The sequence below is a fragment of the Phycicoccus sp. CSK15P-2 genome, from assembly GCF_016888005.1.
GTDB lineage: Bacteria > Actinomycetota > Actinomycetes > Actinomycetales > Dermatophilaceae > Phycicoccus.
Map to the genome: position 1 here is coordinate 1 of NZ_JAFDVE010000016.1, position 14,470 is coordinate 14,470.

A 14,470-nucleotide genomic window follows, 5' to 3' on the forward strand; every position below is an offset into this window, starting at 1 on the left:
GGGGGGGGGGGGGGGGGGCGGCCCCCCCCCCCCCCCCGGCGGGGGGGGGGCCCCCCCCCCCCCCCCCCCCCCCCCCCCCCCCCCTCGTCTCGAGCCGGGTCGAGGGACTCGGACGATCTGGGCGCCCGCGACCGAGGACGGCCGCGGACCGGCGGGTCAGCCCCGCGGGATGACGAGCTCCTGGCCCGTCGAGATCTGGGCGGTGTTGAGACCGTTGGCCAGCTGGATCGCGAGCACGCCCTCGGTCACCGTGAGACCCGGCATCTCCGTGGCCGCGATCTCGCTGAGGGTCTCCCCCGCGGAGACGGTCACGACCCGCTCCGCCTCGGCCGCGCCGGCACCCCCGGTGCCCCGCACGCCCACGACACCGGCGACGAGCAGCGCCGCGAGCACGAGGAGAACGACCCGCCCGCGGGCAGTGAGGCGCAGCGCAGGACGCGCCGGAGCGGACACGGCCGGGTCGGGAACGACGGTGAGCCGCGGGCGTCGTGGAGCCGGTGCGGGGTAGCCGGTCGTGGGCTCCCAGGCGATCGCGCTCATCATGTCCTCCATCCCGGCGGCCAGCGCCGCCGTCGAACCGGTGTTCGATAGAACGTCTGTACGAGTTGTAGCACGGATGTTCGAGCCGGACAAGACACACGTCGTAAGAATGTTTGAATCATCTGTACGACTCCCGTACGCTGTTCTCATGGCAGGAAGCCTGCACGGGACCACCGACAGGCCCTCTGACCTGCGATAACACCACGGGTTCGGGCGATGACGCGCCGGGCCGGAGCGAAGGGGTCGACATGGCACGTCCCAGGAACGCCGACATCCACGAGATGCCGGACCGCGGAGACGGCGGGGAGCTGACGCACCGCCAGCGGAAGGTCCTCGAGGTCATCCGCAACTCCGTCGACCGCCGCGGCTACCCGCCGAGCATGCGCGAGATCGGCGACGCCGTGGGCCTCACCTCCCCCAGCTCCGTGGCGCACCAGCTCTCCGCGCTCGAGCGCAAGGGGTACCTCCGCCGCGACCCCAACCGGCCCCGCGCCATCGAGGTCGTCTCCCCCGACACCCCGAGCGACGGCTCCGGCTACCGGCGCGCCCCCGAGCACGACGACGTCGACGTCACGGGCATCGGTGACGAGCGGCCCGAGGCCTCCTACGTCCCCGTCCTCGGCCGGATCGCCGCCGGCGTGCCCATCACCGCCGAGGAGGTCGTCGACGACATCTTCCCGCTCCCCAAGCAGATCGTCGGCGAGGGCTCGCTATTCCTCCTCAAGGTCGTCGGCGACTCCATGGTCGACGCCGCCATCTGCGACGGCGACTGGGTCGTCGTGCGGCAGCAGTCGGCCGCCGAGAACGGCGACATCGTGGCCGCGATGCTCGACAACGAGGCCACCGTCAAGACCTTCAAGCGCCGCGACGGCAAGGTCTGGCTCATGCCGCACAACCCGGCCTTCGAGCCGATCGACGGCGACCACGCGACCGTCCTCGGCAAGGTCACCGCGGTCCTGCGCCGCGTCTGACGTCCTACGCCGCGCGCGCCGCCCTCCTGGACGCCACCAGCCGCGCCACGGGCGGCAGCAGGACCGCCGCGGCGGCGACCACGTACAACCCGATGCACAGCGGGGTGGAGACGAGCACGCCGAGGTCCCCCTGCGAGATCGCCAGCGAGCGCCGCAGCTGCTCCTCGGCCAGCGGGCCCAGGATCAGCCCCACGACGGCCGGCGCCACGGGCACGTCCGTCAGCCGCAGCAGGAAGCCCAGCGCGCCGATGACGTAGAGGATGAACAGGTCGACCGTGCTACCCCCGATCGCGTACGTCCCCAACGTCGCGAACACCGCGATGCCCGCGTAGAGGTAGTACGGCGGGATCTGGAGCAGCCGCACCCAGATCCCCACCAGGGGGAGGTTCAGCACGAGCAACAGCACGTTCCCGATGTACAGGCTCGCGATGAGCGTCCAGACGAGCGCGTCGTTCGAGCTGAACAACAACGGGCCCGGCTGGATCCCGTAGTTCTGGAACCCGGCGAGGATCACCGCCGCTGTCGCGGACGTGGGCAGGCCGAGCGCGAGCAGCGGCACCAGCACCCCGGCCGCCGACGCGTTGTTCGCGGCCTCCGGACCGGCCACGCCCTCGATCGCCCCGTGACCGAACTCCTCCGGATGCTTGGTCAGCCGCTTCTCCGCGCTGTAGCTGAGGAACGTGGGGATCTCCGCACCACCGGCGGGCAGCGCCCCGATCGGGAAACCCAGCGCCGTACCCCGGAGCCACGGACGCCAGCTGCGGCGCAGGTCGACGCGGGAGAGCCACCGCGAGCCCTTCACCGGGGTCACCGTGCTGCGCCGCTCACCGCTGGACAGGACGGCGATCGCCTCCCCGATCGCGAACAGGCCGACCACGACGATGACGACGTCGACGCCGTCGAGCAGCTGCGGCACACCCAACGTCAGTCTCGCCTGGCCGGACTGGACGTCGATGCCGACGAGACCCACCGTGACGCCGATGACCAGCCCGACGAGGCCGCGCAGCACGGACGAGCCGAGCACCGCGGCGACGGTCGTGAACGCCACGATCATCAGGGCGAAGTACTCGGGAGGGCCGAAGCTCAGGGCGACGTCGACCATGAACGGCGCGACGAAGGACAGCCCGACGGTGGCGATCGTGCCGGCGACGAACGAGCCGATCGCCGCGGTGGCCAGGGCGGCCGCGCCTCTCCCGGCGCGTGCCATCTTGTTGCCCTCCAGCGCCGAGATGATCGACGCGCTCTCCCCCGGGGTGTTGAGCAGGATGGAGGTCGTCGACCCGCCGTACATGCCGCCGTAGTAGATGCCCGCGAACATGATGAGCGAGCTCGTCGCCTCGAGCTTGAAGGTCAACGGCAGGAGCAGCGCGACGGTCAGCGCCGGCCCGATGCCGGGCAGCACGCCCACGGCGGTGCCGAGGACCACCCCGATGAGGGCGAAGAGCAGGTTCTCGGGGCTCAGCGCCGCCCCGAAGCCGGCCATCAGCTCGGCGAAGCCGTCCATCAACGGCCCCCGAGGTCGGGCAGGGCCAGGCCCAGGCCGAGCCGGAACGCGTAGAAGACGACGAGGGCCAGCACGAGGCCGATGAGCACGGTGCGGAGCAGCCGCGGTGCCCCGAACGCGATGGCCACGGCGACGAAGAGCACGAGGGCTGCGACGACGTAACCGGCGGTGTTCGCGAGGAGGGCGTGGGCGACGAGCCCCGCGACGAAGACGGCCACCCGCACCGCCGGGCGCGCCCGGAGCACCGGTGGCCGGTCCTCGCCGACGGGGACCCCCGGTTCGGACGTCTCCGGGGTGTCGAGCACGCCGGACGCACCGGCGTCGCCGTTCACCCCGCTGTCCGGTCCAGCATCCACCTCGCCGGTCCCGTCCGCGCCGGCACCCCTCCGGCCGACGTCCAGGGACTCGCCGCCGTCCGCAGGCGTCGCGACGGGAGCCGCGCCGTGGCGCCCCCGGAGCGAGACCGAGCCCAGCACGACACCCAGGGCCAGCAGCATCGCGGAGACGGCCCAAGGGAACGGGCCGGCCCGAGGCTCCCGCCGCCACGAGGAGCCTTGATCGTGCTGGCGTCGACGGCCAGCACCACGCCCATGACCACGAGCAGGCCGGCGAGCACCAGCGACGGCACGTCGACGCGGGAGGCTCCGCGTCGACGTGCCGGCGCGGGGGGCCGCCCCCCCCCCCCCCCCCCCCCCCCCCGCCCCCCCGTGCCGTCGCGGCGTCCGGCACCCCGGACGCCGCGCTCACGACCCGACCAGCCCCAGGTCCTCGAGCACTCCGCGGATGCGCTCCTGCTCGTCACCGACGAACTGCTCGAACTCGTCACCGGCCATGAACTGGTCCTCCCAGCCGCGGTCGGCGAGTACCTGCTGCCACTCCTCGCTCTGGGCCATCTCGGCGAGAGCGTCCTCGATGGCCTGCTCGTCGGCCTCGTCGATACCTGGCGCGGCGACCATGCCCCGCCAGTTGGACAGCTCGATGTCCAGACCCGCCTCGGTCAGGGTGGGTGCGTCGATCCCCTCGATGCGCTCCGGCGACGAGACCGCCAGGGCGCGGACCTGGCCGGCCTTGATCTGCTCGATGATCTCGTTGATGCCGGAGATGCCCGCCTGGACACGGCCCGACAGGATCGTCGCCAGGGCCTCCCCGCCACCACTGTGCGGGATGTAGTTGACGGCGGCCGGGTCGGCGCCGATCTCCTTCGCCATGAGCCCGGCCAGGATCTGCTCGATCCCGCCGGCGGAGCCGCCCGCGATCGCGACCCCGCCCAGGTCCTCCTCCATCGCGGCGACCATGTCGTCGACGGTCTGGAAGGGCGAGCTCTCGGGGGCGACGATGACCTCGTACTCGCCGATCAGCCTGGCCAGGGGGGTCACCTGGTCCAGGGTGACCGGGGAGTCGTTGGTCTCGATCGCGCCGACCATGATCGAGCCCATCGTCATGAGCTCGTTCGGGTCGCCCTCGTTGCCGACGAACTGCGCGATCCCCACCGTGCCGCCGGCACCGCCGACGTTGTAGACCTCGACCGAGGTCCCGAGCTGGCCCCCGAGGACCTCCTGGACGGCGCGGGAGGTCTGGTCCCAGCCACCACCGGGGTCGGCGGGTGCCATGACCCGGACCGCCCCCGTCGGCCAGCTGCTCGACCCTCCCGACGCGCTCGTCCCACCGTCGTCGCCCGCCGGAGCGCACGCGCTCATCGCCAGGCCGGCTGCGAGCAGCACCCCGGCTGCTGCCCGTCGTCGCCCCGTGTTGCGTGGGTGCCGTGCCATGAGGCCTCCTCGTCGAGGTTCCATCTGCATCCGACTGTATCCAAACGGATACCGTCGCGTGCAGCCTCACAGGTGGAGCCGGGGACGTCAACCCCCCGGCGGCCTCTCGGCCGGCCACGACCGCGCCACGGCCCCGAGGTGCCGTCGCGTCAGGTCCCGGGGGCGTCCGGCCGTGCGGCCGCGGTGCGCAGCAGGCTCAGCCGGATCTGTCGTGCGCGCCCCATGTGCGCTGCCGCGACCTCGGCCGCCCCGTCCGCGTCTCCCTCGCCGACCGCTCGCAGGAGCCGCTCGTGCTCGTCCAGGGCCTCGGCCCAGCGACCCGGGGCGGACAGCGTCGAGTGCGGCGTGCGGACCAGGTGGATCGTCAGGTGCTCCAGGAGATCCTGCAGCACAGGGTTGTGCGTGGCGACCCACACCGCGGCGTGGAACTCGACGTTCGTCCGTGCCCGCAGCTGGTCGGGTGGGTCGACCAGCGCGCGGTCCCGCGCCAACAGCCCCTCGAGCATCGCGAGGTCGGCCGTCGTCCGGGCACGCGCGGCCTCGCGTGCGGCCTGGGCCTCGAGCAGGATCCGGATGTCGTAGACCTGCACGACCTCGTGCGGGTCGACAGTGCGCACCTGCAGCCCGCGGGTCCCGGGCACGAGCATCCGGTCGTGCTGCAGCCGGCGGAGCGCCTCGCGCACCGGGGTACGGGAGACCCCGAAGCGGGTGGCCAGCGCGACCTCCCGCAGCGGGGTGCCGGCCGCCAGCTCACCCGAGGTGATGTCCGCTCGCAGCCGGTCGTAGATCGAGTCGGCGTCCACCCGGGCGGCGCTCACGCCGCCCTCCCGGCCCGGCGTCCGAAGACCGCTCCGGCCGTGAGGCCCGCACCCCCCGGATAGTTGCCGCTGAAGAGGCCGCCGAGCATCTCGCCACAGACGAACAGCCCCGGAATCCGGGCGCCGGACGGGTCGAGCACCCGCGCGCCGGTGTCGGCTCGCACGCCACCGAACGTGAAGGTGATGCCGCACGTGACCGGGAACGCGTAGAACGGAGGCGTCTCCAGCGGGACCGCCCAGTTGCTCTTCGGCGGGTCTGCGTGCGAGGCACGGCCGTCCTTGACCGCGGGGTCGAACGGGACGGACCGGTCGATGCCGGCGTTGAACTCCTCGACCGTGGCGACGAGCGTGCCGCGGTCCACGTCCATCGCCGACGCCAGCTCGGGCACCGTGTCCGCGACGACGACCGACGCGCCCGGCATGTCGTACTCCTCCGTCCGGAGCCGAGCCCGGGTGGTGGCGTCGAACACCTGGAAGGCCTGCCCGCCCGGCTGCTCGAGGATGGCCGCCCCGTACTTGGCGTAGGTGTAGTTGCGGTAGTCGGCGCCCTCGTCGAGGAACCGCTCGCCCCGGGCGTTCACGACGATGCCCAACGGGTACCCGCCGCGGGTCAGCCGGTTGGTCAGCTCGCGGTTGCTCTCGTTGTCGGGGAAGCACGCGTCCCACGCCACGCTGTGACAGGTTCCCCAGTCGCCCGAGGACGCGGCACCGGCCACCATCGCCGAGCGGATCATGTCGCCGGTGTTGAGCGGCGTGCCGCGGACCTTGGCGTGCTCCCAGGGCGCTCCGAGATGCTCGGCGCGCATCTCGGCGTCCGCCTCGAACCCACCGGCCGCGAGCACGACCGACTCGGCCCGGACCGTGCCTCTGCCGCCGGAGTCGTCGCGCCAGGTCACACCACGGACACGCCCGTCCTCCAGCACGAGATCCCCGGCCCGTGTGCCGTACCGGATCTGCACCCCTGCGGCGCGCGCGGCCCTCGTGTGCTCCGCCACGAGCCCCTTGCCGCCCTCGGTGCTGCCGACGGCCAGGCCGCCCCAGAACATGTACCGGCCGGTGGCGTCGTCCCGGTAGGCCTGCCGCTCGTAGAGGAGCCGGAAACGCAGCCCGAGCCCGTGCAGCCAGCGCATGACGTCCCGGCTGTCCTCGATGAGCGCCTCCGTGAGCTCACGGTCGTTGCGGCCCGAGGTGACCTTCTCCATGTCGGCCCGGAACGCCTCGGGCGGGTAGCTCGGCAGGACGGAGACGGGGAGCCGCTCGTCGTCGTCGAGCAGGTCGGCGATGTCGGGGATGCCGTCGTGCACGAACCGGAACGCTCCCGCCGTGTAGAAGCTGTTGCCCCCCGACGACTCGGCGTCGCCCTTCTCCAGGACGAGGACCCCGCGCCCCCGCTCCGCCGCGGCGTGCGCCGCGCTGAACCCGGCGTTGCCTCCGCCGACGACGACCACGTCGACCTGCGTGTCCATGCCGCCACTCCTCCGCACTCGTCGACACACCGCGCACCACGCACGAGATGTTGGATGCAATTGTATACAAGTGAGCGCCGGGCGTCCGGGCTCCGCCGCATCCGCCACCCGTCGCCCTGCGCGACGTCGTGCCGGCATCGTCGCGCACCTCGCCTGGGTCGGCTCGGCACCCGGGCGCGGCTCCGGACCGGAACCTTCGGCTTCACACCGGGAACTTCGCGGTGCGAAGCCGAAGGTTCCGGCATCAGGCGGGAACGTCGGGAGAAGCGGGATCGTCGCCGGTCTCGGCGATGTGTACGAGGGCGTCCCCCGAGGTGACGAGCGGCGCCTCCGTCCGCCCCACGACGACGCCGGTGCGGTTCGCGTGGACGAGACGCACCCGCTTGCCGAACGAGTCGAACAGCCCACCGAGCCGCTCCCCCGCCTCGACCCGCTGCCCGAGACCCGCCTCGAGGTGCAGCATCCCGGTGCCGCGCGCCCGCACCCACCCGCTGCGCCACGACACGACCGACGGCGCCGGCGGCTCCTCGTCCACGGAGTCCGTCATCCCGAGGGCGGCGAGTACCCGGCGCACCCCGAGGACACCGGCCAGCACCGCCCAGTCGTCCATCCGCCAGGCCTCCCCCGCCTCGTAGAGGAGCACCTTGGCCCCGCGTTCACGGGCGGCGTACCGCAACGAGCCGTCCCGCAGCCGGGCGTGCAGCATGACCGGCGCGGCGAACGCCTCCGCGAGCTGCCGGGTCCGGGGGTCCTCGAGGTCGGCCCGCACCTGCGGCAGGTTGGTCCGCCGGTCCGAGCCGGTGTGGAGGTCGATGCCGACCTCGCACTGGTCGACCACCTCGGTCATGAACAGGTGCGCGATCCGCCCGGCGAGCGACCCCCGCGGCGCGCCGGGGAAGGACCGGTTGAGGTCGCGGCGGTCCGGCAGGTACCGGTCGCCCGTCATGAACCCCAGCACGTTGACGATCGGCACGGCGATCACGGTGCCGCGCAACGTCTTCGCGTCGAGTCCGGCCAGCACCTGCCGGACGACCTCGACCCCCACGGCCTCGTCACCGTGGATCGCCGCGTTGACCCACACCGTCGGGCCGTCCTCGCGGCCGTGGACCACCCGTACCGGCAGGTCGACGTCGGCGCCCGTGACGAGACGGGTGATCGGCAGCGACAGCGCCTGCGTCCGGCCGGCGCGCACCCGCACCGACCCGATCTCGAACGAGGGTCGCAGTGCCCGCGCCATCAGCCCTTCCCCCGGTTGCGGCGCCGCAGCCGCAGGGGCGGCCGACCGCCGAGGTAGGACCGTGCCGGGTCGACGGCGAACCCCTGGCGCAGCGCCTCGCGCCCGATGAGCATCCGGAACCCCATCTCGTCGCGGTTCGCGAGCGTGACCTCGGCGGTCACCACCTGACCCACGAGCGAGACCTCGAGCTCGACGACGAGCCGCTCCTCGGCGTGCCCGGACGAGGAACGCACCTCCCGGACGTCGAGCACCGGCCGCTCCAGGACGACCGCGTCGTCGTCCGAGCGCTGCCACGGGTGCACCGAGAAGCGCACCCAGCGATCACCGTCCCGGGTCTCCTCGGCGAGGTCGAAGGCGTGGATGGCCGAGGAGCGGGCCCCGGTGTCCAGCTTCGCCTTGACCCAGGGAACATCCGCTCCCGGAAGGCTGACCCACTCGCGCCAGCCTGCAAGGATGAGGGGGCTGTCAGTCGTCGTCCGACCGCTGTCGGTCACGCGTCCGTCCTCTCCGACCGGGAAGTCATGAAGCTCGCGATCCTCTCCCGCGCACCTCGTGCGTACAGTACGCAGCGCCTGCGCACCGCCGCCGCCGACCGGGGCCACGAGGTCAAGGTCCTCAACACCCTCCGCTTCGGCATCGACCTGGCCGGCGACGAGCCCGACCTGCAGTTCCGGGGCAAGCGCCTGTCCAGCTACGACGCGATCCTGCCGCGGATCGGCAACTCGATCACGTACTTCGGCACCGCTGTCGTGCGGCAGTTCGAGCAGATGGACGTCTACACGCCCAACACGTCGTGGGGCATCGCCAACTCGCGGGACAAGCTCCGTGCCACCCAGATCCTCTCCCGACACAACATCGGGATGCCCGCCACCACCTTCGTCCGGGACCGGGCGGACGTCATCCCGGCCATCGAGCGGGTCGGCGGGGCCCCCGTCGTCATCAAGCTCCTCGAGGGCACCCAGGGCATCGGCGTCATCCTCGCCCCCGAGCTCAAGGTGGCCGAGGCGATCATCGAGACCCTGCAGTCGACGAAGCAGAACGTCCTCATCCAGCGCTTCGTCAAGGAGTCCAAGGGTCGCGACATCCGGGCCCTCGTCGTCGGCGACCGCGTCGTCGCCGCCATGCGCCGCGTGGCCAAGGGCGACGAGTTCCGTTCCAACGTGCACCGCGGCGGATCGGTCGAGGCCGTCGAGCTCGACCCCGAGTTCGAGAAGGCGGCCGTCCGCTCGGCGCAGATCATGGGCCTGCGGGTGGCCGGCGTCGACATGCTCGAGGGGGCCGACGGGCCGCAGGTCATGGAGGTCAACTCCTCCCCCGGCCTCGAGGGCATCGAGACCGCGACCAAGCTCGACGTCGCCGGCGCGATCATCGACCACATCGACAACCAGGTCGCCTTCCCCGAGATCGACGTCCGGCAACGGCTCACGGTCTCCACCGGCTACGGCGTCGCCGAGATCGCGGTCCTCGACGCGTCCGACCTCGTCGGCAAGGCGCTCGGCGACTCCGGGCTGCGCGAGCGGGACATCACCGCGCTCACGCTGCACCGCGGCACGTCGGTCATCCCCAACCCGAACCCCCGTCACGTGCTCGAGGCCGGCGACCGGCTGCTCTGCTTCGGCAGGCTCGAGGAGATGCGCTCGATGATCCCGAGCCGCCGCCGGCGCTCCCGCAAGGTGAAGAGGCTCCCGAAGGAGCCGATCCACGAGCCGCGCCCCGAGTAGCGCCAGGGCAGCGGCCTTCCTGGAACCACTGCCGCACAAGGGCTTTCAGGACATCTGCGCAGATGTCTCCCAGGACGGCCGCATCCGCTGCCAGAGGGCGGTGTCCACCCGGCCGCCGAACTTGTGTCCGACCTCGCGCAGCGTGCCCACGTGCTCGAAGCCGAACGCGGCGTGCAGGGCTTCGCTCGCGGGGTTCGGCTGGGCGATGACCGCGATGCAGGTGTGCACGCCGTCGGCGTCGACCCGGGCGAGCAGCTCGGCGTAGAGCCGGCGGCCGAGACCCCGCCCACGGGCCGCCTCGGCGAGGTACACCGAGACCTCCCGGGTCCCGTCGTACGCCGGCCGTGGCCGGTAGGTGGTGCTGAAGGCGTACCCGAGCAGCCCCAGCGCAACGTCCTCGGCGACGAGCACGTGGTCACCCGGGCGGGCCGAGGCCACGTGGGCGGCGTAGTGGTCGTCCGGCCGGGTCTCGACGTCGAAGGTCGCGAGCGAGTGCAGCACGGCGTCGTTGTACACCGCCGCCATCGCCGCGAGGTCCGAGGGCTCGGCCGGACGGACCACCGTCCCGGCATCCGTCATGCGGCCGCGGCCCACCGGACGAGCCGGTCGAGCGTCGGCGCCAGCTCTGCGTCGACCCGCAGGCTCATGTGCTCGTCGCCCCGCGTGGGCCCCCGGGTGACCCCGATGACGGGGACGCCACGCCGTGCCGCGTGCCGGACGAACCGCAGCCCGGACATCACGGCGAGCGAGGAGCCGAGGACCAGCAGCGCCGGTGCCGCGTCGGTGAGGGCGTAGCACCGCTCGACGCGGTCCTTGGGGACCGAGCCGCCGAAGAACACGACGTCGGGCTTCAGGGCGTCGCCACCGCAGGCGAGACAGGTCGGCAGCACGAAGCGCCGGGCGGCGGTGTCGGGGAGGTCGACGTCGCCGTCGGGGCGGATCTGGCTGCTCACCTGCGAGCCGTCCGGCGTTTCGCCGCGCACGAGCGCGACGAACCCGGGGTTCTCGAGTTCCATCCGCGCCTGGAGGCCCTCACGGTCACTGCGGTCGCCGCACGTGAGGCACACGACGTGTGCCAGGCTGCCGTGCAGCTCCGTGACGTCCGCACTGCCGGCCGCCTGGTGCAGGCCGTCGACGTTCTGGGTGACGACCGCCCCGAGCAGCCCCCGCTGCTGCAGCCTGGCGACCGCGCGGTGCCCCGTGTTGGGCTTCGCCCGGGAGAACCGCTGCCAGCCGACGTAGGAGCGCGCCCAGTACCGGCGCCGGTTCTCGCTCGTGGCGCAGAACTCGCCGTGCTGCATCGGCAGCACCCTGCGCGTGCCGTCCGGTCCGCGGTAGTCGGGGATGCCCGAGTCCGTGGACATCCCGGCCCCGGTGAGGACGAGCGTCCCGGGGTGGTCGCGCAGCGTCGAGGCGAGCCGGGCCAGCGCGGCGGGGTCGCGACACTCGGGAGGCATCGTGCGCTCCGCCCAGGCCGGTGGACGGGCCGGAGCGAGCACCCGGGGCGTCCCCGGGGTCCGGTCGGGGGCGAGGTCCATGACCCCGATCATCCCCCATCGGACGCGGGCGGTGCGCGTCGGTCGACGATGCGTCTCTCAGGAAGCACCTTTGTAGGATGACCGCCATGATCGACGCCGCGGGGCTGCGTGTCATGCGCGCCATCGCCCAGGAGGGCAGCTTCACCGCGGCCGCGGCCGCCCTCGGCTACACCCAGCCGGCCATCTCCCAGATGGTCCGCCGGCTCGAGCAGCGCACCGGCACGGTGCTCGTCGAGCGGGCCGGCCGCAGCGTGCGTCTCACCGAGGCCGGTGAGGTCCTCGCCCGGCATGCCGAGCCCGTGCTCGCGGCTCTCGACGCCGCCGAGGAGGAGGTCGCCGCGATCGCCGGGCTGCGCAGCGGCCGGGTCCGTCTCATGGCCTTCCCCTCCGCATCGGCCACCCTGGTCCCCCGTGCCCTCGCACTGGTCAAGCAGCGTTTTCCCGACGTGAGCATCAGCTTCACCGAGGCCGAGCCCCGGGAGAGCCTCGCGGCCCTGCGGGCCGGTGAGTGCGACCTCGCGGTGGCGTTCGCCTACGAGGGCACCGATGTGGCACGCGGCGAGGAGGACCTCGATCCGTTCGTCATCACCCCCCTCCTCGAGGACGACGTACGCCTGGCGGTGCCGCGCGGCCACACCGTGGCCGACCGGGCCACCGCCCGGCTCGCCGACCTCGCCGACGAGCCGTGGATCGCCGGCTGCCCCCGGTGCCGCGGGCACCTCCTCGAGCTCGCCGACGCCGCCGGGTTCCGCCCGCAGGTGGCCTATGAGACCGAGGACTACGTGGCCGTCATGGGACTCGTCGCCGAGGGGCTCGGTGTCGCGCTCATCCCCGACCTCATCCTGCGCACCGTGCACCACGCCGATGTCGTGGCCCTGCCGATCGAGCCCGCGTCCCGCCGCACCATCATGGCCATCACGACCCCGGACCTCAGCCGTGTCCCGGCGGTCTCGGCCACCCTCGACGCCCTCACCGAGAGCGCGAAGGGCCAGTCGACCGCGCCGACGACACACATGCCGGACCCCGCCTGGTCGATCTGACCAGGCGGGGTCCGCAAGGGCTGACGCGAGAGACGGGTCCGGTCAGACCGTGGCCTTCTCCGGCGTGGCGACCACCGTCGGCGGCTCCTCCGGCGTGCCTTCGGCCGAGGGCGCGCCCTCGTGGTCGATCCCGTCCACCTGCTCCTCCGGCCGCTCCGGGGCGAGCATGATGGCCGTGATCGGGACGGCCAGCGCGATCAAGCCGAGGATGAGGACCGGGAAGAGGAAGGTGAAGACGTCGAAGCCGCTGGGGACCGGTGCGGCCTCGTCGATGTCGACGTGCAGCGCCGCCATGCCCGTGTAGTGCATGCCGACCACCGCGACGCCCATGACGAGACCCGCGGCGACGCGGGCGGGCTTGCCCCGGAGGGTCAGGCTGAACCAGAGCGCGACGGTCGCCGCGGCGACCGCGATGACGACCGACAGCGCCACGAGGAACATGTTGTACCCCATCTGGCCCTGGATCCCGACCGCCATCATGCCGGTGTAGTGCATGAGCGCCACCGCGACGCCCATGATGATGCCGGCGGGGACGAGCCGGGCCCACTGGACGGTCCGGCCGATCATGAGGAGGCCGAGGTAGGTGGCCCCGATGGCCAGCAGCGCGGAGAATGCCGTCCAGCCCAGGTCGTAGCGGGCGATGGTGTCGGGAACGCGCATCCCGAGCATCGCGATGAAGTGCATGAGCCACACCCCGATGCCGCCGATGGAGACGGCCGCGAGAGCGAGCCATCGCTGCCTCGGCGCCCCGTCCACCGCGAGTGCCGACTGACGCGCGCAGGCCAGGCCGACGATCGAGCCGGCGACGGCGACGGCGTAGGACAGGACCACGAGCCACGGCCCGAGGCTGAAGTGCTCGATCACGGCGTGGCCGTGGTCGGCTGCGGAGAGGAAGGGGGTCATCGTCATGCTCCTGTCAGGCGGACTCGATGCGAGAGGTTGCGGTCAGCTGTTCCAGGGCGAACTCGGCGACGCGGATGAGGGCATGCTTGGCCGACTCACGCTCGCGCGCGTCGATCGTCATGATCGGGATGCCGGGCGAGATCGCGAGGGCCTCGCGGATCTGGTCCGGCGTGTAGCGTTGTCCACCGTCGAACTCGTTGATGGCGACGATGAACGGGAGCTTCTTGGCCTCGAAGTAGTCGACGACCGAGAAGCTGTCCTCCAGCCGGCCGGTGTCGACGATGACGATCGCATCCACGGCACCGCGGATGAGGTCGTCCCACATGAACCAGAAGCGACGCTGGCCGGGGGTACCGAAGAGGTACAGGACGAGGTCGTTGCTCAGGGTGATGCGGCCGAAGTCCATCGCGACGGTGGTCGTCGCCTTGTCCGGCGTCGAGTCCATGTCGTCGATGCCGACCGACTCGGTCGTCACGAGAGCTTCGGTGCGGAGCGGGACGATCTCGGACACGGCACCGACCAGCGTGGTCTTGCCGACACCGAAACCCCCCGCCACGATGATCTTGGTCGAGGCGATGCGAGGCGCCTCGTCAAAGCGCACGGAGTCCACGGAGAGTCCTTTCGATGAGATCGTGTCGCTGCCGGTCCGTTGCCCGGTCAGTCAGGGTGGCGCGCACGGAGACTGCTCCGACGTCCACGAGGTCAGCCAGCAGCACCCGGGTCACACCGAGTGGTTGCCGCAGCTGTGCGGCGATCTCTGCCACAGAGGGGTTCTGTGCGGCGCAGAGGTCGAGGATGGAGCGGCCGATGTCGTCTCCCACCTTCTCCGCCGAGACGACCTCGATGGTCGCCTCGACCGGCAGGTCGACGCGTGGCGCGGTGCGGCCCTTCGTGAGGGCGTACGGGCGGACGATGCTGGCGACGTGGATGGAGTCCCCGTCGTCGACGTCGGCCACCGGTGCG

General features: G+C 72.4%; 16 protein-coding genes. 3 read left to right on the forward strand and 13 right to left on the reverse strand.

The window, feature by feature from the left end:
- Nucleotides 1-156 precede the first annotated feature (156 nt).
- Nucleotides 157-540, reverse strand: coding sequence for a LysM peptidoglycan-binding domain-containing protein (locus tag JQN72_RS10285; protein ID WP_239100472.1), 384 nt, complete (start codon nt 538-540; stop codon nt 157-159).
- A 248-nt stretch (nt 541-788) separates the two neighbouring features.
- Between JQN72_RS10285 and lexA the strand changes: the two genes are divergently transcribed.
- Entirely contained in the window at nt 789-1,511 is a 723-nt protein-coding gene (gene lexA / locus JQN72_RS10290) for a transcriptional repressor LexA (protein WP_204135099.1), read from the forward strand.
- A gap of 4 nt (nt 1,512-1,515) precedes the next feature.
- On the opposite strand, the gene JQN72_RS10295 is transcribed toward lexA, so the two are convergent.
- The 7 genes from JQN72_RS10295 to JQN72_RS10325 form a co-directional block, all read right to left on the reverse strand.
- The gene (locus JQN72_RS10295; protein ID WP_204135100.1) at nt 1,516-3,015 is read right to left on the reverse strand and encodes a tripartite tricarboxylate transporter permease; all 1,500 of its coding nucleotides are present in this window, start codon (nt 3,013-3,015) and stop codon (nt 1,516-1,518) included.
- The gene (locus tag JQN72_RS10300; RefSeq protein ID WP_204135165.1) at nt 3,015-3,512 is read right to left on the reverse strand and encodes a tripartite tricarboxylate transporter TctB family protein; all 498 of its coding nucleotides are present in this window, start codon (nt 3,510-3,512) and stop codon (nt 3,015-3,017) included. The genes JQN72_RS10295 and JQN72_RS10300 overlap by 1 nt, the downstream gene beginning before the upstream one ends.
- A 246-nt stretch (nt 3,513-3,758) precedes the next feature.
- Nucleotides 3,759-4,784, reverse strand: a complete 1,026-nt coding sequence (locus tag JQN72_RS10305) for a tripartite tricarboxylate transporter substrate binding protein (protein ID WP_204135101.1) — start codon at nt 4,782-4,784, stop codon at nt 3,759-3,761.
- Between the two features lie 149 nt (nt 4,785-4,933).
- Nucleotides 4,934-5,602, reverse strand: a complete 669-nt coding sequence (locus JQN72_RS10310; protein WP_204135102.1) for a GntR family transcriptional regulator — start codon at nt 5,600-5,602, stop codon at nt 4,934-4,936.
- Nucleotides 5,599-7,068 (reverse strand): FAD-dependent tricarballylate dehydrogenase TcuA, encoded by a 1,470-nt coding sequence (gene tcuA / locus JQN72_RS10315; RefSeq protein WP_204135103.1) that lies wholly within the window; start codon nt 7,066-7,068, stop codon nt 5,599-5,601. The genes JQN72_RS10310 and tcuA overlap by 4 nt, the downstream gene beginning before the upstream one ends.
- 244 nt (nt 7,069-7,312) lie before the next feature.
- Nucleotides 7,313-8,308: a succinylglutamate desuccinylase/aspartoacylase family protein gene (locus tag JQN72_RS10320; protein WP_374190884.1), complete on the reverse strand. Its 996-nt coding sequence runs from the start codon at nt 8,306-8,308 to the stop codon at nt 7,313-7,315.
- A complete protein-coding gene (locus JQN72_RS10325) occupies nt 8,305-8,799 on the reverse strand; it encodes an ATP-dependent zinc protease (RefSeq protein ID WP_204135105.1) in 495 nt (164 codons plus the stop codon). The genes JQN72_RS10320 and JQN72_RS10325 overlap by 4 nt, the downstream gene beginning before the upstream one ends.
- Nucleotides 8,800-8,826: 27 nt before the next feature.
- On the opposite strand from JQN72_RS10325, the gene JQN72_RS10330 reads away from it, so the two are divergent.
- The gene (locus tag JQN72_RS10330; protein WP_204135106.1) at nt 8,827-10,026 is read left to right on the forward strand and encodes a RimK family alpha-L-glutamate ligase; all 1,200 of its coding nucleotides are present in this window, start codon (nt 8,827-8,829) and stop codon (nt 10,024-10,026) included.
- 45 nt (nt 10,027-10,071) lie between these two features.
- On the opposite strand, the gene JQN72_RS10335 is transcribed toward JQN72_RS10330, so the two are convergent.
- Nucleotides 10,072-10,605, reverse strand: coding sequence for a GNAT family N-acetyltransferase (locus JQN72_RS10335; RefSeq protein ID WP_204135107.1), 534 nt, complete (start codon nt 10,603-10,605; stop codon nt 10,072-10,074).
- Nucleotides 10,602-11,564, reverse strand: a complete 963-nt coding sequence (locus tag JQN72_RS10340; protein ID WP_239100473.1) for an NAD-dependent protein deacetylase — start codon at nt 11,562-11,564, stop codon at nt 10,602-10,604. Before JQN72_RS10340 ends, JQN72_RS10335 begins: the two co-directional genes overlap by 4 nt.
- Nucleotides 11,565-11,650: 86 nt before the next feature.
- Between JQN72_RS10340 and JQN72_RS10345 the strand changes: the two genes are divergently transcribed.
- On the forward strand, nt 11,651-12,604 hold the full coding sequence (locus JQN72_RS10345) for a LysR family transcriptional regulator (RefSeq protein WP_204135108.1): 954 nt from the start codon (nt 11,651-11,653) through the stop codon (nt 12,602-12,604).
- A 42-nt stretch (nt 12,605-12,646) separates the two neighbouring features.
- Here JQN72_RS10345 and JQN72_RS10350 read toward each other — a convergent pair whose 3' ends face one another.
- The 3 genes from JQN72_RS10350 to JQN72_RS10360 are packed head-to-tail and all read right to left on the reverse strand — an operon-like array spanning nt 12,647 to nt 14,463.
- Entirely contained in the window at nt 12,647-13,507 is an 861-nt protein-coding gene (locus JQN72_RS10350; RefSeq protein WP_204135109.1) for an MHYT domain-containing protein, read from the reverse strand.
- A gap of 13 nt (nt 13,508-13,520) precedes the next feature.
- Nucleotides 13,521-14,066: an ATP/GTP-binding protein gene (locus JQN72_RS10355; protein WP_374190885.1), complete on the reverse strand. Its 546-nt coding sequence runs from the start codon at nt 14,064-14,066 to the stop codon at nt 13,521-13,523.
- 31 nt (nt 14,067-14,097) lie between these two features.
- Nucleotides 14,098-14,463 carry a DUF742 domain-containing protein gene (locus tag JQN72_RS10360; protein WP_204135110.1) on the reverse strand — a complete coding sequence of 122 codons (366 nt, stop codon included), beginning with the start codon at nt 14,461-14,463 and terminating at the stop codon, nt 14,098-14,100.
- Nucleotides 14,464-14,470 lie beyond the last annotated feature (7 nt).

Bases quoted from the DNA above. Each gene is read 5' to 3' on its own strand.
- JQN72_RS10285 (WP_239100472.1), bottom strand. From the start codon at position 540: ATGAGCGCGATCGCCTGGGAGCCCACGACCGGCTACCCCGCACCGGCT.
- lexA (WP_204135099.1), top strand. From the start codon at position 789: ATGGCACGTCCCAGGAACGCCGACATCCACGAGATGCCGGACCGCGGA.
- JQN72_RS10295 (WP_204135100.1), bottom strand. From the start codon at position 3,015: ATGGACGGCTTCGCCGAGCTGATGGCCGGCTTCGGGGCGGCGCTGAGC.
- JQN72_RS10300 (WP_204135165.1), bottom strand. From the start codon at position 3,512: ATGCTGCTGGCCCTGGGTGTCGTGCTGGGCTCGGTCTCGCTCCGGGGG.
- JQN72_RS10305 (WP_204135101.1), bottom strand. From the start codon at position 4,784: ATGGCACGGCACCCACGCAACACGGGGCGACGACGGGCAGCAGCCGGG.
- tcuA (WP_204135103.1), bottom strand. From the start codon at position 7,068: ATGGACACGCAGGTCGACGTGGTCGTCGTCGGCGGAGGCAACGCCGGG.
- JQN72_RS10330 (WP_204135106.1), top strand. From the start codon at position 8,827: ATGAAGCTCGCGATCCTCTCCCGCGCACCTCGTGCGTACAGTACGCAG.
- JQN72_RS10335 (WP_204135107.1), bottom strand. From the start codon at position 10,605: ATGACGGATGCCGGGACGGTGGTCCGTCCGGCCGAGCCCTCGGACCTC.
- JQN72_RS10340 (WP_239100473.1), bottom strand. From the start codon at position 11,564: ATGGACCTCGCCCCCGACCGGACCCCGGGGACGCCCCGGGTGCTCGCT.
- JQN72_RS10345 (WP_204135108.1), top strand. From the start codon at position 11,651: ATGATCGACGCCGCGGGGCTGCGTGTCATGCGCGCCATCGCCCAGGAG.
- JQN72_RS10350 (WP_204135109.1), bottom strand. From the start codon at position 13,507: ATGACCCCCTTCCTCTCCGCAGCCGACCACGGCCACGCCGTGATCGAG.